Raw genomic sequence first — 18,280 nt, forward strand, 5'->3', positions numbered from 1 at the left:
ACCCCATATCTGGGAGTCGGCTTACTCGTCGTCGCCAGCGTCGTCGCCGCCGTCCTCGCCGTCGTCCGCGTTGTCACTGTCCTCACCAGCATCCGCGTCGTCCTCGTTCCCTGTCTCCTCACCCGCCGACAGGCCGTCGTCGCCGCGGTCGAGCGCGCGGGGGACGTCGTGGTGGGCCGAGTAGCCGTCGAACCAGCGGACGATGCGCTCGATGCGGTCGACGATATGGCCGGGTTCGCCCGAGCGCGATAGCTCGTGGCCCTCGCGCGGATAGCGGACGAGCCGGGTGTCGACGCCCGCCTTCTTCAGGAAGAGGTAGAACATCTCGCCGTTGTTGACGGGGACCCGGAAGTCGTTGTCCGCGTGGATGACGAGCGTCGGCGTCGTCACCTCGTCGGCGCGGGCGACGGGCGACTGCTCCCAGAGGAAGGCGGGGTCGTCCCACGGCGTCGTCCCGAAGTCCCACTCGACGAGCTTGAACGCGTCCGTCGAGCCGTAGAACGACGAGAGGTCGTAGACGCCGCGCTGGGCGACAGCTCCGGTGAAAAAGTCGGTCTGGCCGACGATCCAGCCGGTCATGAAGCCGCCGAAGCTGCCGCCGGTGACGAAGGCGTCGTCGGCGTCGACGCCGTCGCGTTCGCAGACGAGGTCGACACCGGCCATCACGTCCGCCATCGTCACCGCCCCCCAGTCGCGCTCGATGGCCATCGAGTGGGCCTCGCCGTAGCCGGTCGACCCGCGCGGGTTCGACCAGAAGACGACGTAGCCGCGCGCCGCGAGCGTCTGGAACTCGTGCCACATCGTCCCCGCCGTCGACCACATGGCGTGCGGACCGCCGTGGATCTCGACCGCGAGCGGATACGTCTCGTCCGCCTCGCGCTCGTCGAAGCCCGGGGGCGTCAAGAGCCAGCCCTGAATCTCGTGGCCGTCAGAGTCGAAGCGGAGTTCCTCGGGTTTGCGCACTTCGTGGGCAGCGAGATAGTCGGCGTTGAGTTTGGTGAGTCGGGTCGGCTCGTGGTCACCGCTCCGACCAGCCACGAAGACGTCGCCGGGATGGTCCCACTCGGAGCGTGCGACCGCGACCGCGTCGTCGCCGACGCTGAATCCGCTCACGTGGCCCTCACCGACGACGGTTTTCAACTCCGTGCCGTCGCTGGCGACGGTGCGGACGACGACGCGCCCCTCATCGGGCGTGACGAAGCCCAGTCGCTCCTCGCTCGGGTCCCACGCGATGCCGGCCGTGAGGTCGACCGTCCGGTCGAGGTCGGCGGTGAGGACCGTCGTCTCTCCCGTCGCGCGGTCGTAGACTTCGAGGTCGGTCCCCCGCATCGACAGCCCTTCCTCCGGGGTTCGAGGGTAGGCGACCCGGCCGTCTTCCGTCGCGGCGAGCACCGCCCCCCAGCCCGTCGTCTGCGTGACCAGTTCTTCGGTGCCCGCCTCGGTATCGGAGGCGAGCACGTCGACGACGACCGAGTCGTCGGTCGGGTCCGTCCGCTTGCTGGCGTAGTAGAGCGTCGTCGCGTCGCCCCACTCGACCCCGTTGTGGTCGTAGTCGCCGTCGGTGAGGCGTGTGAGTGTCTCCTCCTCACTGGCGAGGTCCAGCACGTAGACGTGGCTCCGCGTCCCGTCGATGTACTTGGCCCCTTGACGGTAGACCAGCCGGTCGACCACGCGCGGGTCGGGCGTCTCGCGTTCGTACTCCTCCTCCTCGCCGATGTCGAGGTCCAGTCCCTCCTCGCGTTCGGCTTCGGTCGCCGCCTGCGTGAAGGCGATGCGGGTGCCGTCGGGACTCCAGACCGGGCCGACGACGCCGCCCGGCACGTCCGTCACCTGTCGGGCCTCGCCGCCGTCGGTCGGCATGACCCAGAGTTGGGGTCGGTCGTCGTCGGCCCCGCGCGTGGAGACGAAGGCGAGGCGGTCGCCGCTCGGACTCCACCGTGGCTGGCTGTCGACGCCCTCCGCGACGGTGAACTGTCGGGAGTCACCCCCTTCGCTGTCGACGACGTAGACCGTCGACTCGTAGGTCTCGTCGTCCGTCGGGACGGAGCGAACGAACGCGACCCGCTCGCCGTCGGGCGAGAGCCGAGGGTCGCTCGGTTTGACGAGCCCGTGAAAATCGGCCGCGGTGATCGGGTTCATGCGACGGGGTCGGGCTTCGGTTAGATAGTCCTGCGGGAAGCGGAAGAGGCGTGTGACGGGGGCGAACCCCTTCGTTTCCGGTCGAGACCGTTGGCACCCGGTGAGTCGTGGGGCGGGGTCACCAGCATGGCGGCCGGTGACCGCTGGACGGGAGAACGCTGCCGGGGAACGACGCTACTTGAACAACAATACCCATGGACAAACATAAATAGTAACTGTAACTAGTAACTAGCATGCGTACCGACATAAACCGCCGTGACTTTATCGCAGCGACAGGAGTTGCCGGCCTGGCCGGTCTGGCCGGCTGTACTAGTGGTGGAGACGGTGGAGATGGTGGAGACGGCGGCGACGGTGGCGACGGCGGCACCGACACGCGCCTCTCGTGGCACGCTGGCGGGACCGGTGGGACGTATTTCCCGCTGTCGAACGAGTTCAAGCGGGTCGTCGAGGCCAACACCGACTACCGGCTGCAGGTGCAGTCGACCGGTGCGTCCGTCGAGAACGCGGGCAACCTCGGCTCCGGCAACGCCGACTTCGCGCTCATCCAGAACGACGTCGCCTTCTTCGCGAAGAACGGGACCGGCATCGACGCCTTCGACGGCAACGCCATCCCGAACCTCCGTGGTGTCGCGACGCTCTACCCCGAGACCATCCACATCGTCTCGCTGGCGAGCACGGGCATCGAGACGGTCTCGGACCTCGAAGGTGCGACCATCAACACCGGTGACCTCGGCTCCGGCACGCAGGTCAACGCGAACCAGATTCTCGACGCGGTCGGCATCTCCGACTACGACGAGCAGAACACCGGCTTCTCGCAGGCCGCAGACCAGCTCCGCAACGGCGACATTGACGCCGCGTTCGTCGTCGGCGGCTGGCCGGTCGGTGCCATCGAGGACCTCGCGACCTCGAACGACCTGACCATCGTCGAAGTCGACGGCGACGCCCGCGACGCCGTCAAGGAGTCCGGCTCCTACTTCGCCGACGACGAGATTCCGGCCGGCACCTACAACGGTGTCGACGAGCCGCGACAGACGGTCGCCGTCCAGGCGATGATCGCGACGAGTTCCGAACAGCCCGACGAGGTCGTCGAGGCGGTCACCGCGGCCATCTTCGACAACGTCTCCGAGCTGACCATCAAGACGGACTTCATCAGCGCGGACTCCGCACAGGACGGGATGTCCATCGAACTCCACCCCGGTGCGGCAGCCTACTTCGAGGGATAACCCTCCTCGTCACGGCAGACGTACCGTCGTTCGACCACACCCACATCCACTTATTACGTCATGACAGACTCCAAACCGGTTCGACTAGCGGCCGGACTGCTCGCCCTGCTCGTCGTCGTCAGCGGTGTCGCCGCCGCCGTTCCCGGCGGACAGGCACTCGTCGTCGAGGACGCCGAGACCGGCGAGACGCTGTTGACCGTGCCGGTCGAAGAGGAGACAGTCGTGGCGCTGGAGTACACCCACAGCGTCGAGAAGACGCCCGTCCTCGACGTCTACGCCGTTCGCGACGACGAACTCGTGATGACGCGGATGGAGTTCGAGTCGTTCGGCTGGGGGCTGCCCGCCCGGGCGAACGTCACCAACGAGAACGGGACGTTCGTCTTTGACCCCGAGGGGTCGTTTAGCGAGCTGTACGTCACGCCCGGGACCGTCGCAGACCACCGGCTCCACGTCGGTGACCGGACGTACGACCTCGTCACCGTCGCCGGGGGCGAACACTCCGTCCGACTCCACGTCGTCCAACGGTCGCTCTTGAGGACGGGAATCGAGAGGCTCACGCCATGACAACCAACACCGACACAGAGACAGAGGAACTGACCGAAGAAGAGAAACAGAAACTCCTGCAGGAGCTGGAGCGGAAACGGTCGCTCCGTGGTCCCGCCGCCGTCGTCGTCGCCGTCGTCGGCATCCTCTTTTCGGCCTATCAGATGTGGATCGCCGCTCGCGGCTTCGAGTTCGAGGTGATGCTTCCCGGACTCGGCGAGGTCGGCTTCGCACTCCAACAGCTCCAGATCAACGCCATCCACGTCGTCTTCGCGCTCGTGTTGACGTTCCTGCTGTTTCCGGCCTCGACCGGCGACGGCTTCGTCTCACGACGGCTGAAGGCGATTCCCCCGGCAGTCCGCGACCGGGCCGGCAAGGACAGCCCGGTGACCGGCGCGGTCGAGGGCCTCAGAGCGGCCGTCGCGTGGATCGCCGGCGACCCCGAACGCAACCGAGTGACGCCGCTCGACGTGGTGTTCATCCTCTTCTCGCTGGCAACGGGACAGTATATGCTCACCCAGTTCGACGAGATTCAGCGGATGCGGGCACTCGGCCTCGACGCGGGCCGGACGGTCGGTGAGATTCACTGGTATCTCGCCCCAATCGCGGACGCGATCTCGCTCGTCGGCATCCCGCTGAACGAGGTCTCGTGGGCCTTCGTCCTCGGCGTCGCCGGCGTGTTGCTCGTCCTCGAAGCGACGCGGCGGACGCTCGGGCTCTACTTGATGCTCATCGTCTCGTCGTTCATCGTCTACGCGCGCTACGGCTATCTCATCCCGCTGGACGCGCCGTTCGTCGGCGTCCTCTCGATTCAGCCGGGGCAGTGGTCGAGCATCATCACCGACCTCTGGTACAACACCAACAACGGGGTCTTCGGGATTCCCGTCACCGTCTCGGTGCAGTTCATCTACATCTTCATCCTCTTCGGGGCGTTCCTGGAGATGTCCGGGGCGGGCCAGTGGTTCATCGACCTCGCCTACGGCGCGACCGGCTCGCGGAAGGGCGGCCCCGCGAAGGCGAGTATCCTCTCGTCGGGCTTCATGGGGACCATCTCCGGCTCCTCAATCGCCAACACCGTGACGACCGGCGCGTTCACCATTCCACTGATGAAACGCTCCGGCTACCGGGCGGAGTTCGCGGGGGCCGTCGAGGCGTCGGCGTCCTCCGGCGGGCAGATTCTCCCGCCGGTCATGGGCGCGGCTGCGTTCCTCATCGTCGAGTACACCGGGACGCCCTACAGCGACGTCATCACCGCCGCCGCCATCCCGGCTATCGTCTTCTTCTTCGGGGTCTGGGTCATGGTCCACCTCGAAGCCTCCCGGGTCGGCATCGGCGGCATCGACCCGAGTGAACTGGTCAATCTCGGGTCGCACCTCAAGCGTGGCTGGTTCTACCTCGTCCCGCTCGGGCTGCTGCTCTACTACCTCATCGTCGCCCGCCTCTCCGTCGCGCGGTCGGCGTGGTTCACCATCGTCGCCATCATCGCACTCATCGCGCTCATGGCGGCGTACAACGAGCGGACCCGGCTGCCCCTCTTTGCGGCCATCAGCGGCCTGTTCGTCGCCGAGACCGCCGCGTTCCTCGTCACCGGTGTCGACCTCGTCAGTGCGGTGACGGGCACTGGCGGTGCGGGGCTGGCACCGCTGGCCGCCGTCGAAGCGGCCGCGGGGACGCTCGGGACCATCATCCTCTTCGTCAGCTTCGCGACGCTCCTGTTCAGTCCGAAGAGCGGGTCGCCGCTGCTCGACTACGACGACCAGGTCGACGACACCGCCGAGTCGCTCATCCCGAATCTCGCCGACAACAAGGCCGCGAAGTTCACCACCTTCATCGTGAAGTCGATGGACTCCGGCGCGCGGACCGCGACGACCGTCGTCATCGCCGTCGCCGCCGCGGGGATCATCCCCGGCGTCATCTCCGTGACCGGTCTCGGCCCGAACCTCACCGCGCTGTTGCTCGACATCTCGGGCGGCTCGCTCGTCCTCCTGCTCGTGATTACGGCCATCTCCTCGATCATCCTCGGGATGGGGATGCCGACGACGGTGACGTACATCATCCTCGTCTCGATGCTCGCCGCCCCCATCTCGCAGGCGGCCGCGATTCCCATCCTCGCGGCCCACCTGTTCATCCTTTACTTCGGCGTCATCGCCGACATCACGCCGCCCGTCGCCGTCGCGGCCTACGCCGCCTCCGGGGTCGCCAAGTCCGACCCCTTCGAGACGGGCGTCGAGGCGTTCTCGCTCTCCCTGAACAAGGCCATCGTGCCCTTCGCGTTTGTCCTCTCGCCGGGTATCCTGCTCATCCGCGGAGTGGGAGACGGCGACGACGTGAACGTCCTGACGCTCGCGGACGTGGCTGACCTCGGCTTCTTCATCCCGGAGGTCCTCATCCCCATCGTCTGCGTCTTCGTCGGCGTTCTCGCGCTCGGGCCGACCATCATCGGCTACTTCTACACCCACGTGGGCCGGACCGAGCGCGTGCTCTTCGCCGTCTCGGCACTGCTGCTCATGGCACCCGCACTCGTGTTCACGCCGGTGTTCACGCTCCTGTCGCTCAGCGGTGGCGGCATCGCCGACAACACGCTCGTCTACGACCTCGGCCTGCGCGCGGTCGGTGCCGTGCTGTTCGGCATCCTGACGCTGAAGAACCGCGACAGCAGCAAGCGGGGCGACCAGCCGAGTCCCGTCGGTGGGTCCGCAGAAGCGACTGCCGAGTAAGCGTCCAGCCGACTACTCGATTTTTACGCGACCACTCGTCGCACTCCGCAGCCGGTCGCGGAGTTCGTCTGCGTCGTCTACGGGGACGCGCACCGCGAAGCGGACGTCGGACTCGTAGGCCGCCTCGAACTCGACGCCTGTACTCTCCAGAATCCCGCGAACCGTGCCCGAGTCGTCGTACTCGGTGACGAGTTCGAGGCGTTCGTGGGGAACCTCCTCGACGACGCCCGCGGCCTCGACTGCCTCCTTGACGGCGCGGGAGTAGGCCCGAGCCAACCCGCCGACGCCGAGGTTCGTCCCGCCGTAATAGCGCGTGACGACGACGGCGACGTTACGGATGTCCTGCTGGACGAGGACGTTCAGAGCCGGTTTCCCGGACGACCCGGTCGGTTCGCCGTCGTCGCTCTGATACTCTCGGAGCATGACATCGCCGGGTGCTCGCTTGCTCGATGCCTCACCGGCGGGGACGCGGTAGGCGGGGACGTTGTGGGTCGCGTCGGGATGCAACTCCTCGATCTCGTCGATGAACGCCTCCGCCTCCGCGACGGTGTCGGCGGGGGCGACGTAGCCGATGAACTCGGAGCCTTGGACCTCGAAGGAGGCCTCGGCGCGGTCGGCGACGGTCCGGTAGGCGTCGGTCATGTCACGGAGTGGTCGGTCGGACGGCAAAAGAATTCGCACACTCAGCCGTCCGCGTCAGGTGTCCACCTCGACCTCCTGACTCTCCTCGCTCCGGACGTAGCCGACGATGGCGACGAGTCCGGCCGCGAGGAGCGAGAGGACGCCGAGCGCGGAGGCGACGAGACCGACGAGGAGTCCGTCGGGGAAGTTGAAGTCGTCGACGGCGACGGGTGCCGCGACGGCGTAGGTAGTGTCGCCCTTCCGAACGAGCGGTTCGTCGGGGACCGGCTCGTCGGACCACGGCCGGTACCAGTCGTCGTGGACGGTCGCGTTCCGAATCGCGTCGAACGTCGCCTGCTCGTCGGTGGGAAGTGCCTCGTAGGAGACCAGCAGGTCGCGGCGGACGGCGTCGGCGACGGCCGAGTCGTTGGCGCGGGTCGCGCGGGCGACGGTCGTGCCCTCGTCGGTCGAGAGTTCGAGGGCGTACACGCCGTCTCTCGTACTCTCGTTCGCGACGAACGGATACTCCTCGTCGATGGCGACGAGGTCCGCGCGGACGGAGTCGTTGGAGGTCGTCGCACGGCCCGTCTCGATAGCCTCGGCGAGGACGCGCCGGGTCTCGTTCGGCGCGGCGTAGTCGTCGGCGACGTGGCGATACCGGAGGGAGTCGGCACGGACAGTGAGCCGGCTGTCGTAGCGGTCGGCGAGCAGCGTGTCGTTCGAGACGTCGACCGGCGTCGCGGTGTAGCCGGACGACGACCGGTAGCGGTCCGGCCCGGTCAGGTCGTCGACGGCGAAGACGTACCAGACGCCGGGCGTGAGGAGCAGGCCGACGACCAGGAGGGCGAGGGCGGTTCGGCGGTAGTTCACGGGCGGCGAGATGGCCGTCGGCGGTAAGTGTCTTGTCCGTCGTCAGTTGGGTCAATCTTGTCCGTACCCGCCGACCAGTAGTCCGACGAACGCGCTCGCACCGACCAGTTCGACGACGATAGCGAAGAAGGCCAGCGGGTCGTCGACGAAGTGCTCGACGACGAGCGAGACGGGCGAGGCGTGGCTGTGGCCGCCGGGGACGAAGCCGCCGTGGTCGCCGAGATGCCACCAGACGTAGCCGGCGACGTAGCCGAGGAGGACGACGACGCCGACGGCCAGCAGGGGCCGGACCGCTCGGTCGAAGTAGAGTCCGGCGAGCACGACGAGCAGAAGGAGTGCCGAGGGGACGAACAGATAGCCGCGCACGTCGGCGAACTCCCAGAGCGGGAGGTAGATCGCGAGCAGCGGAAGCCCTAGCCAGAGATGAATCAACGCCGAAACGAGGGTACCCTGCACGCCGAGAAAGTGCAGGACCGACTCGGTGGTTTCGTCCATGTCCGCGCTGGACGGAGGAGACCAAAGAAGCTGCCTATTCCGCCGAAATCCGGTGGTACAGTTTTCGAAAGCGGCGGTCGAGGGGTCAGAACTCGACCTTACGGACGAACGGGAGGTTGCGGATCTCGACGAGCAGGTCGCCGGGGACGGGGTCGTCGGTGACGAGGTAGAGTTTGGGGTCGTCGGTGAACTCGGGGTCTTCACTGATGGTCTGGCGGATACTGATACCGCCCTCGGCGAGCATCGTCGTCACCTTCGCGACGATGCCGGGTTCGTCGGCGTCCTCGACCTCGATGGTGAGGACGGTGAGGTCGAGCACCGGCGCGAGGTCCATCAGGCTCGGAATCGACGAGATGTTCTGGAAGATGCGTTTCAGTTCGGGGTCGTCGAGGATGGCGTTGGTCGTCGAGTCGACGACGCGGCGGTCGACGCCGATCTCGCGGGCGATGCCCGTGTTGGGAATCTCGATGCCGCCGGAGACGACGCGGCCCTCGTCGTTGACCGAGAAGCCGCGTTCGAGGAGGAGGCGGATCACGGCCTGCTGGCTCGGACTCCCCTCGAACTTCCCCATTATCTCGTCGAACATGGTTTCGCTTTTCAGTGCGACAGCGGGCGGTTTAACGGTGTGGGTGTGTCCGGCCGACCCCCCACACTTTTCGCCCCGACCGACCATCTCCCGGCCATGCGCGCAGTCCACTCCTGTGACTTCTGTGGCGACGACGCGGTCGGGACCTACGAGGTCGTCCCCGACGAACGCATCCGAACCGACGCCGACCAGCGTCGCGTCGCCCTCTGTTCGCACTGCTACGACACGCTCGAAACCGTGCTCGAACCGTTCCTCGACGGCGCGAGCGCGACAGACGAGGACGCGGCTGCCGCCGAGGAGCCAGCCGACGACGATGACGGTGTCGACGGTGTCGGCGACGAGAGTGAAAACGACGCCGACGAACCGGCCACGAACGCCGCCATCGACACCGACGCCCGCGCCGAGGGAATCGCCATCGGCCGGAGTAAAGACGACGAAGGTGACGAAGACGACCCGCTGGCCGCCAGCGACGCGATTCTCAACGGCCAGTCCGCGTCGGAGGAGTCAGCAGAGCCAGTAGAGCCAACGGACGACGAACCAGCAGCGTCCGAGACGCCCACGGAACCCAAGCAGTTCCGGAAGGTGATGCGGCTCCTGAACAACCGACAGTTCCCCGTCGACCGCGCCGAGTTCGCCGAGCTCGCGGCGGGAGCCTACGAACTGGACGACGACCACGTCGCCGAGATCATCGACTACGCGGACGAACGTGGCGTCATCGTCGTCGACGGCGGCGTCCTGCGGAAGAACTAGGTCGCTTACAACGCGCCCTTCGTACTCGGCGTGTCGTCGGCGCGACGCTCGTCGATGCGGGTCGCGTCGTCGAGGCTCCGGGCGAGTGCCTTGAACATCGCCTCGACCTCGTGGTGGGCGTTGTCGCCCTCGACGCCGATGTGGAGCGTCAGCCCGGCGTTCATCGCCAGCGACATGGCGAAATGTTCGGCCATGTGGCTCGTGAAGTCGCCGATAGAGGGTTGCGAAAAGTCGCCCGAGAACTCGAAGAACGGGCGACCCGAGATGTCGACGACGACCGAGGCGACGGCCTCGTCCAGCGGGACCTTCCGGTCGGCGTAGCGGACGATGCCCTTCTTGTCGCCCAAGGCTTCCGCGAAGGCCTCGCCGAGGACGATGGCGACGTCCTCGACGGTGTGGTGGTCGTCAATGTGGAGGTCGCCGTCGCAGGCGACCGTGAGGTCGAACAGGCCGTGTTTGGCGAACGCGTCGAGCATGTGGTCGAAGAAGCCGACGCCGGTCTCGGCGTCGCTCTCGCCGGACCCGTCGACGTCGAGCGTGACCTCGATGGTCGTCTCGGCCGTCTCGCGGGTGACGGAGGCGGTTCGGTCGGTCATATCTCAGGGTTGTCGCCCTGTGGTAATACGGTTGCGCTCGTTGTGAGCATGACAGCCCCCGTTATCGAACGTCAGACGCGCGTCTGCTTCGGATTGATATATCATGGTCCCGAACGGTCTGGATATGAAGCGGGTCGCCCTGACGGCGTTGACGTTCGTTGCCGGCGTTTTCTTCGTGAGCTCGCTCACGGTCGAGGGCGTCGTCTTCGGTCTCCCGCTCGTCGTGCTCGCAATCGCCTCGGTCGTCCCCGACCTCTCACAGCGCGTCTGGGAGTGGGTCTGGCGGACGGCCTGACCCTCCTCGCCGCTCAGACGGCAATCGCCTCGCGCAGCGTGAACCGTCCCTCGTAGAGTGCCGTCCCGACGACGACAGCGGCGGCTCCGGCCTCACGGAGCGCGGCGACGTCCTCCAGCGTCGCGACGCCGCCTGAGGCGACGACCGGGATGTCGACCGCCTCGGTGACTCGCTGGACAGTGTCGGTCTGGACGCCCTCTAACTGCCCCTCCACGTCGACGTCGGTGAACAGAATCGCGCCAGCACCGAGGTCCTCGTAGCGTTCGGCGGCCTCCGCGGGGTCGAGACCCGTCGACTCGGTCCAGCCCGAGACGAGGACTTCGCCGTCCTTCGCGTCGAGAGAGACCATCACGCTGTCGGGATGAGCGTCCGAAATCTCCTCGACGATGTCGGGGTTCTCGATGGCAGCAGTACCCAAAATCACGCGGTCGACGCCGCGGTCCAAGAGGTCGATGGCGTCCTCGGCAGTACGGATGCCGCCACCCAGCTGGACGTCGACGGCGACGGCGTCGAGGATGGCGTCGACGGCGGGAGCGTTCTTCCGCTCGCCTTCGAACGCGCCGTCGAGGTCGACGAGGTGGAGGGTTTCGGCGCCTTCGTCGACCCAGCGTTCGGCCGCCTCGACCGGGTCGCCGTAGGTCTTCTCGGTGCCGCGCTCGCCCTGGACGAGTTGGACGACCTCGCCGTCCTGCATGTCGACGGCGGGGATGACTTCGAACTCGGGGAAGTGGCTCATATCCCTGTCTGTGCGAGTCGGCGAGTAAAGAGAACCGGTTGCGGCAGGTGGTCGGCCGAGTTCGCCGGTGTCGAACCCGGCTGATCGGTGTCTACTGCGTTGCCGTGGCGATTGCCTGCTCCAGGTCCGCGACGATGTCTTCGACGTCCTCGATACCGACCGAGAGGCGGATCATGTCGCTGGTGACGCCCGCGGCGGCCAGTTCATCGTCGCTGAGCTGCTGGTGGGTCGTCGACGCCGGATGGATGACGAGCGTCTTCGCGTCGCCGACGTTGGCTAGCATACTCGCGAGGTCGACGTTGTTGACGGTGGCCTTCGCGGCCTCGTAGCCGTCGGCGAGACCGAAGGTGATCATGCCGCCGTAGCCGCCGTCGAGATACTCGCTGGCTTCCTCGTGGGTCTCGTGGGATTCCAGGCCGGGGTAGTTGACCCACGACACCTTCTCGTGGTCCTCCAGGAACTCCGCGACGACCTGGGCGTTCTCACAGTGCTGGCGCATCCGCATCGGCAGCGTCTCCAGCTTCTGCATCGTGATCCAGGCGTCGAACGGCGACTGCTGGTTCCCGAGGTCGCGCAGGCCGCGGGCGATTCCGGCGTAGGTGAACGCCGCCGCGCCGAAGCGTTCCGAGAAGTTGACGCCGTGGTAGGCCGGGTTCGGCTTCGCGATTTCGGGGTAGTCGTCGGCGTACTCGTCCCACGGGAACTCGCCGCCGTCGACGACGACGCCACCGACGGTGGTGCCCGAGCCGTGAATCCACTTCGTCGTCGACTCCCAGACGAGGTCCGCGCCGTGCTCCAACGGGTTGCAGAGATACGGCGTCGCGAAGGTGTTGTCGACGACGAGCGGTGTGCCGTGCTCGTGGGCGATGTCGGCGATGCGCTGGATGTCGGGCGTCACGAGCGCCGGGTTGCCGATGGTTTCGAGATGGACGTAGGCGGTGTCGTCGTCGATGGCCTCCTCGTAGGCCTCGTAGTCGAGCGTGTCGACGAAGCGCGTGTGGACGCCGCGACGTTCGACGGTGTGGGTGAGGTAGGTGTAGGTCCCGCCGTAGAGCGACGAGGCCGAGACGATGTTGTCGCCGACGGAGGCGAGCAGGAAGGTCAAGAGGTCGAGCGACGCCATCCCGGAGGCCGTCGTGAGCGCGCCGATGCCGCCCTCCAGCGACGCGAGACGCTCCTGCAGCATCGACGACGTGGGGTTCATCAGCCGCGAGTAGATGTTGCCCGGTTCTTCGAGCGCGAACAGGCTGGCGGCGTGGTCAGCGTCGTCGAAGACGTACGAGGTCGTCTGGTAGAGCGGCGGTGCGCGGGCGTTCGTCGCCGAGTCGGGCTTCTCCTGACCGGCGTGCAGGCTCCGGGTCGCGAAGCCACGAGTGTCGGGTTCGTCGTCGGACATACGCGACGACACACACCGGGAGAGTGTAAAACCGTAGCACAGACACAGGTGCTGCCACTATCTGCGACGGCAGGAAGTCGCGGTGGCGGTGGCGACCGTGAGCCGCCCGCTCACCCCGAGAAGAGGCTGTTGTGGACCGGCGCGAAGTCGGGTTCCTCGCCAGCGTCGTCGTCCTTTTCGGTGTCCGTCACCGCCCGGCCGCGAACGCCCGACTGCAGGAAGTCCCGCAGCGGCGGGCCGACGTTCTCGGGTTCGACGAGGAAGGCGTCGTGGCCGTGGTCGGACTCGACGACGTGGTGGGCGACGGGGACGTCGTCAGTGCGGAAGGCCTCGGCGACGGATTCGGACTGGTCGGTCGTGAAATGCCAGTCGGCGGTAAAGGACATCAAGAGTGCCTCGCCCTCGAATGCCGCGAGCGCGGCGGCGTCGGACTCGTAGCCCTCCGAGAGGTCGTAGTCGTCCATCGCCCGCGTCAAGTAGAGATACGAGTTGGCGTCGAACCGCTCGACGAACTTCTCCGACTGGTAGTCGAGATACGACTCCACGTCGCGGTACGGGAAGAAGTCCGCCGCGGGGTCCGCGGGGAAGGCGTCGCGCACCATGTCGCGACCGGCCGACCGGCGGCCGAACTTCTGATCCATCGACTCCTTCGAGAGATACATGACGTGGCCGATCTGTCGGGCGAGGCCCAGCCCGTCTTTCGGTTTCTCTCCAGTTCCGTAGTAGTCGCCACCCTGCCAGTCGGGGTCGGTCGTGATGGCGCGGCGGGCGATGCCGTCGAGCGCGAGACACTGCGGGTCGAGGCGCGCGGCGGCGGCGACGGAGACGACGCGCTGGACGTCGTCGGGGTAGCGGACGGCCCAGTCGAGCGCGTTCATCCCGCCGACGCTGCCGCCGACGACGGCGTGGAGTCGGCCCACGCCGAGATGGTCGAGCAGAGCACGCTGGGCGCGCGTCCAGTCACCGATGGTAACCGGCGGGAATCGCGTGCCGTAGGGTTCGCCGTCCGGCGCGTCGCTGGCTGGGCCGGAGGTACCGTAACACGACCCCGGCACGTTCGCGCAGACGACGTAGTACTCCGTGGTGTCGATGGCCTTGCCGGGACCGACGATGTCGGACCACCAGGCTCGCGCCTGTCCGGCCGTGCCCTGCGTCCGGTGGCTGGCGACGTTCTGGCTCCCGGTGAGCGCGTGGCAGACGAGGACGGCGTTCGACCCATTGAACTCGCCGTAGGCCTCGTAGGCGACTTCCAGTTCGTCGATGGATTCCCCGCACTCGAAGCGGAACTCACCCAACTCGGCGACGTCGGCGACGGCGTCGACCGGCATGGTCACTCCGTCGCCCGCTCGATGCCCCGAGCGAGGTCGTCGATGATGTCGTCTGCGTCTTCGATACCGACCGAGAGTCGAAGCATATCAGGCCGGACGCCGCCGGCACGCTGCTCCTCCTCGCTCAACTGGGCGTGCGTCGTCGACGCCGGATGGATGATGAGGGTCTTCGCGTCGCCGATGTTGGCGAGGAAGGAGGCGAGTTCGACCTGCTCGCACAGCTGCTTCGAGGCCTCGAACCCGTCCGCGAGACCGAACGTAATCATACCACCGTAGCCGCCGTCCAGGTATTTAGAAGCGTTGTCGTGGGTCTGGTGGTCCTCGAAGCCGGGATAGAGCACCCAGCCGACCTCGTCGTGGTCGCGGAGGAACTCGGCGACTGTTCTTGCATTTTCGCAGTGTTGGCGCATCCGCAACGGAAGCGTCTCGATGCCCTGCATCGTCACCCAGGCGTCGAACGGCGACTGCTGGTTCCCCAGCGAGCGGACGGCGCGCTGGCGGACGGTCATCGCGAAGGCCCGCTCGCCGAAGCGTTCGGTGAAGTCGATGCCGAAGGCGGGGTTCTCGCCCGAAATCTCGGGGTAGTCGGCCTCAGGATGGTCCCAGGGGAAGGTGCCGCCGTCGACGACGACGCCGCCGAGGGTCGTCCCCGACCCGTGGAGCCACTTCGTCGTCGACTCCCAGACGATGTCCGCGCCGTGTTCGATGGGTCGGCAGAGCGCGGGCGTGCCGAAGGTGTTGTCGACGACGAGCGGGACGGCGTGCTCGTGGGCGATTTCGGCGACGCGCTCGAAGTCCGGCGTCACGAGCGACGGGTTGGCGATGGTCTCGACGTGGACGAACGCGGTGTCCTCGTCGATGGCTTTCTCGTACTGGTCGTAGTCGAGGGTCTCGACGACGCGCGTCTCGATGCCACGCCGCGAGGACATCTTCGTGAAGTAGGTGGAGGTGCCGCCGTACATATCGGCGGATGCGACGATGTTGTCGCCGACAGATGCGAGAATGCTCGTCAGCGAGTCGAGCGCGCCCATCCCGGCGGCGGTGGCGACGGCGTCGACGCCGCCCTCAAGCGAGGCGAGTCGCCCTTCGAGCATCCGGGTCGTCGGGTTCGAAATCCGCGAGTAGACGTCACCCTCCTCGTCGAGCGCGTACAGGGCAGCCGCGTGGTCGGCGTCGTCGAAGACGTACGACGACGTCTGATAGATGGGCGGGGCTCGCGCCCCTGTGGCGGGGTCCGGGTCCTGTCCGGCGTGGAGGCTCCGGGTGTGGAAGCCGCGAGTCATGTACCAGACGCATATTTCTGAAGTGACTTATAACCCGTAGTTACGGCAACGGCTGCGGGTGGTCGTCACTCAGTCGGAGAGCGTCGCCGACCCGTGCCACTCGGTCGCCCTGCCGTCCTCACCGACGAGATACGTCGCCTGCGAGGCTCCGTCGGCCTCGTCGCGTACTGTGGTGTTGCCCCCTTGTTCGTAGGTGGCCGTGTACCAGTAGGCGACCTGCACGTCGACGAGATAGTGCGTCGCGTTCGCGTCGACGACGGTCGCTTCGGTCGAAGCCGTACAGCAGCCGAGACCGTACTCGTCGTACTCGTCGAGACGGTCGCGAATTGCCGCGCGTTCGGCGTCGAGGGCGAGTGTCTGCACATCGTCTTCGGTAAGTTCGCTGGGCGTGGTCGGTGCGGCTGTCGTCGTCGAGACGTCGGTCGTCTGGGAACTCGTCTGGTCGGTCGGCGAGCCGACCGGGCCACCGAGACAGCCGCCGAGGACGACCGCGAGAACGAACAGCAGGAGGAGGGCGCGTCGCATACGACAGCTGTCAGTGAGTTCGGAATAAGTCTTCTGTGCCCTCGTCGTCGCGTCGTTTTTGTCACCGGTCTCCGAACCCCCACCAATGAGCGAGCAGGCGTCCGACGAGAACCCCTACCTGCACGACCCCGCGACGGAGTTCGAAGCCGTCGAGGAACTGGACAAAGAGGAGGCACGAGCACAGGCCGAAGTGTTGAGAGAAGCCATCCGCGAGCACGACCACCGCTACTACGTCGAGAACGACCCCGCCATCGCCGACCGGACCTACGACGCGCTCTTTGCGCGGCTCCAGAAGCTGGAGGACGTCTTCGGCCTGCCGACCGAGGACAGCCCCACTCGGCGGGTCGGCGGCGAGCCAATCGATGAACTGGAGACGGTCGAACACGTCGTCTCGATGCTCTCTATCGACCAGAGCGGCGAGGCCGACGACGTCCGCGCCTTCGACGAACGAGTGCGACGACGGGTCGGCGACATGGGCGAGGTCGAGTACGTCTGCGAGCCGAAGTTCGACGGTCTCTCCCTGGAGGTCGTCTACGAGGACGGCGAGTTCGTCCGCGCGGCGACCCGCGGCAACGGCGAGGAGGGTGACGACGTCAGCGCGCAGGTGCGGACGATTCGGTCGATTCCGCAGCGGCTCCGCGGCGACCACCCGGAGTTCCTCGCCGTCCGCGGCGAGGTCTATATGCCGCGGGACGCGTTCACCGAGTACAACCGCGAGCGCGTCGAGGCGGGCGAGGACCCCTTCGCTAATCCGCGCAACGCGGCGGCCGGGAGCCTCCGCCAGCTCGACCCCTCGGTCGTCGCCGAGCGGCCGCTGGACTGCTACTTCTACGACGTGATGGAGGCCTCCGAACATCCCGAGACGAACTGGGAGGAGTACGCGAAGCTGGAAGACTGGGGGCTGCGGACGACGAGGGACGTGGAACTCGTCGACGACATCGAAGCCGCCATCGACTACCGCGACCGGATGCAGGAGCGGCGCGAGAATCTGAACTACGAGATCGATGGAACAGTTCTCAAGGTCAACGACCGCGCGCAGTGCGAGGAGCTGGGTGCGACCTCGCGGTCGATCCGGTGGGCCTTCGCCTACAAGTTCCCCGCCCGTGCCGAGGTGACGACAATAGAGGACATCGTGGTCCAAGTCGGGCGGACAGGTCGGCTGACGCCCGTCGCCTTGCTCGACCCGGTCGACGTCGGCGGCGTGACGGTCTCGCGGGCGACGCTCCACAACCCCGACGAGATCGAGAGCCTCGGCGTCAACGTCGGCGACACGGTCCGGGTCAAGCGCGCGGGCGACGTCATCCCGCAGGTCGCGGAGGTCGTCGAAAAGAACAGCGAGGGACACTTCGAGTTCCCGGAGACCTGTCCCGTCTGCGGGAGCGATGTCGAGCGCGACGGTCCCATCGCTTTCTGTACGGGCGGGCTGGCCTGCGAAGCGCAACTGGAACAGGCTATCATCCACTACGCCAGTCGCGGCGGGCTGGACATCGAAGGGCTCGGCGGCGAGCGCGTCGAACAGCTCCGTGAGGCTGGTCTCGTCCGGACGCTGCCGGACCTCTACCGGCTGACCCGCGAGGAGGTCGCCGAACTGGAGGGCTGGGGCGAGACGAGCGCGGACAACCTCGTTGGCGAGATTGAGGCCACCCGCGAACCCGAGTTGGGGGATTTCCTCGCCGCACTGGGCATCCCGGACGTCGGCGGCGCGACGGCCCGAAATCTGGCTCGCGAGTTCGGGAGCTTCGAGCGCGTGCGGGCGGCCAGCGAGGCGGAGCTACAGGACGTGCCGGACGTCGGCCCGAAAGTCGCCGAGAAGGTGCGGGAGTTCTTCGACAACCCCGAGAACGCCGCCGTCATCGACGACCTGCTAGCGTTCGTGAGTCCGACAGAGATAGAGGTTGACGAGGAGGGACGCGACGCGCTCGACGGGCTGACGTTCGTCTTCACCGGCTCGCTCGACGTCACCCGCGGTGAGGCGCAGGACCTCGTGCAAGCCTACGGCGCGAACGCGACGGGCAGCGTCTCGGGCAACACGGACTATCTCGTCGTCGGCGACAACCCCGGCCAGTCGAAGCGCGACGACGCCGAGGCCAACGACGTGCCGATTCTGACGGAGGAGGAGTTTGCCGAGTTCCTCGCGGAGAAGGGGATCGAGTATCCGCCGGAAGACGAGGAGTAAA

At 67.0% G+C, this 18,280-nt stretch carries 17 protein-coding genes; 6 read left to right on the top strand and 11 right to left on the bottom strand.

Going from position 1 to position 18,280, the window contains the following annotated elements; all coding sequences use genetic code 11:
* Nucleotides 1–21: 21 nt before the first annotated feature.
* Nucleotides 22–2,139, bottom strand: a complete 2,118-nt coding sequence (locus tag BLR57_RS00275; RefSeq protein WP_089692986.1) for a S9 family peptidase — start codon at nucleotides 2,137–2,139, stop codon at nucleotides 22–24.
* A 233-nt stretch (nucleotides 2,140–2,372) separates the two neighbouring features.
* Here BLR57_RS00275 and BLR57_RS00280 point away from each other — a divergent pair, with 233 nt between their 5' ends.
* Genes BLR57_RS00280 through BLR57_RS00290 form a run of 3 tightly spaced genes read left to right on the top strand, consistent with a single transcriptional unit; the run spans nucleotide 2,373 to nucleotide 6,622 of the window.
* Nucleotides 2,373–3,362: a TAXI family TRAP transporter solute-binding subunit gene (locus tag BLR57_RS00280; RefSeq protein WP_089692988.1), complete on the top strand. Its 990-nt coding sequence runs from the start codon at nucleotides 2,373–2,375 to the stop codon at nucleotides 3,360–3,362.
* Between the two features lie 60 nt (nucleotides 3,363–3,422).
* Entirely contained in the window at nucleotides 3,423–3,926 is a 504-nt protein-coding gene (locus BLR57_RS00285; protein WP_089692990.1) for a DUF1850 domain-containing protein, read from the top strand.
* The gene (locus BLR57_RS00290; protein WP_089692991.1) at nucleotides 3,923–6,622 is read left to right on the top strand and encodes a TRAP transporter permease; all 2,700 of its coding nucleotides are present in this window, start codon (nucleotides 3,923–3,925) and stop codon (nucleotides 6,620–6,622) included. Before BLR57_RS00285 ends, BLR57_RS00290 begins: the two co-directional genes overlap by 4 nt.
* Nucleotides 6,623–6,634: 12 nt before the next feature.
* Here the strand turns inward: BLR57_RS00290 and BLR57_RS00295 are convergent, their stop codons facing one another.
* From BLR57_RS00295 to BLR57_RS00310, 4 genes are all read right to left on the bottom strand, one after another.
* Entirely contained in the window at nucleotides 6,635–7,264 is a 630-nt protein-coding gene (locus BLR57_RS00295; protein ID WP_089692993.1) for an IMPACT family protein, read from the bottom strand.
* A gap of 54 nt (nucleotides 7,265–7,318) precedes the next feature.
* Complete coding sequence (locus BLR57_RS00300) at nucleotides 7,319–8,113, bottom strand: DUF7979 domain-containing protein (protein WP_089692995.1); 795 nt, start codon at nucleotides 8,111–8,113, stop codon at nucleotides 7,319–7,321.
* Between the two features lie 51 nt (nucleotides 8,114–8,164).
* A complete protein-coding gene (locus tag BLR57_RS00305) occupies nucleotides 8,165–8,608 on the bottom strand; it encodes a hypothetical protein (RefSeq protein ID WP_089692997.1) in 444 nt (147 codons plus the stop codon).
* An 85-nt stretch (nucleotides 8,609–8,693) separates the two neighbouring features.
* Nucleotides 8,694–9,194 (bottom strand): TrpY family transcription regulator, encoded by a 501-nt coding sequence (locus tag BLR57_RS00310; RefSeq protein ID WP_089692999.1) that lies wholly within the window; start codon nucleotides 9,192–9,194, stop codon nucleotides 8,694–8,696.
* Nucleotides 9,195–9,290: 96 nt separating this feature from the next.
* On the opposite strand from BLR57_RS00310, the gene BLR57_RS00315 reads away from it, so the two are divergent.
* Nucleotides 9,291–9,944 (top strand): hypothetical protein, encoded by a 654-nt coding sequence (locus BLR57_RS00315; RefSeq protein ID WP_089693001.1) that lies wholly within the window; start codon nucleotides 9,291–9,293, stop codon nucleotides 9,942–9,944.
* 5 nt (nucleotides 9,945–9,949) lie between these two features.
* On the opposite strand, the gene hisB is transcribed toward BLR57_RS00315, so the two are convergent.
* Nucleotides 9,950–10,540, bottom strand: a complete 591-nt coding sequence (gene hisB / locus BLR57_RS00320; protein WP_089693002.1) for an imidazoleglycerol-phosphate dehydratase HisB — start codon at nucleotides 10,538–10,540, stop codon at nucleotides 9,950–9,952.
* A gap of 124 nt (nucleotides 10,541–10,664) precedes the next feature.
* Here hisB and BLR57_RS19160 point away from each other — a divergent pair, with 124 nt between their 5' ends.
* Nucleotides 10,665–10,835 carry a hypothetical protein gene (locus BLR57_RS19160; RefSeq protein WP_170830529.1) on the top strand — a complete coding sequence of 57 codons (171 nt, stop codon included), beginning with the start codon at nucleotides 10,665–10,667 and terminating at the stop codon, nucleotides 10,833–10,835.
* Between the two features lie 13 nt (nucleotides 10,836–10,848).
* Here BLR57_RS19160 and hisA read toward each other — a convergent pair whose 3' ends face one another.
* From hisA to BLR57_RS00345, 5 genes are all read right to left on the bottom strand, one after another.
* A complete protein-coding gene (hisA, locus tag BLR57_RS00325) occupies nucleotides 10,849–11,571 on the bottom strand; it encodes a 1-(5-phosphoribosyl)-5-[(5-phosphoribosylamino)methylideneamino]imidazole-4-carboxamide isomerase (protein ID WP_089693004.1) in 723 nt (240 codons plus the stop codon).
* 91 nt (nucleotides 11,572–11,662) lie between these two features.
* Entirely contained in the window at nucleotides 11,663–12,967 is a 1,305-nt protein-coding gene (locus tag BLR57_RS00330) for an O-acetylhomoserine aminocarboxypropyltransferase/cysteine synthase family protein (RefSeq protein ID WP_089693006.1), read from the bottom strand.
* Between the two features lie 110 nt (nucleotides 12,968–13,077).
* Entirely contained in the window at nucleotides 13,078–14,295 is a 1,218-nt protein-coding gene (gene metX, locus BLR57_RS00335; RefSeq protein ID WP_089693008.1) for a homoserine O-acetyltransferase MetX, read from the bottom strand.
* A 2-nt stretch (nucleotides 14,296–14,297) separates the two neighbouring features.
* Entirely contained in the window at nucleotides 14,298–15,578 is a 1,281-nt protein-coding gene (locus BLR57_RS00340; protein ID WP_089693011.1) for an O-acetylhomoserine aminocarboxypropyltransferase/cysteine synthase family protein, read from the bottom strand.
* A 69-nt stretch (nucleotides 15,579–15,647) separates the two neighbouring features.
* A complete protein-coding gene (locus BLR57_RS00345; protein WP_089693013.1) occupies nucleotides 15,648–16,103 on the bottom strand; it encodes a hypothetical protein in 456 nt (151 codons plus the stop codon).
* 85 nt (nucleotides 16,104–16,188) lie between these two features.
* Here BLR57_RS00345 and ligA point away from each other — a divergent pair, with 85 nt between their 5' ends.
* On the top strand, nucleotides 16,189–18,279 hold the full coding sequence (gene ligA, locus BLR57_RS00350) for an NAD-dependent DNA ligase LigA (RefSeq protein ID WP_089693014.1): 2,091 nt from the start codon (nucleotides 16,189–16,191) through the stop codon (nucleotides 18,277–18,279).
* Nucleotide 18,280 lies beyond the last annotated feature (1 nt).

The sequence above is a fragment of the Halogranum gelatinilyticum genome (assembly GCF_900103715.1).
Lineage (GTDB): Archaea > Halobacteriota > Halobacteria > Halobacteriales > Haloferacaceae > Halogranum > Halogranum gelatinilyticum.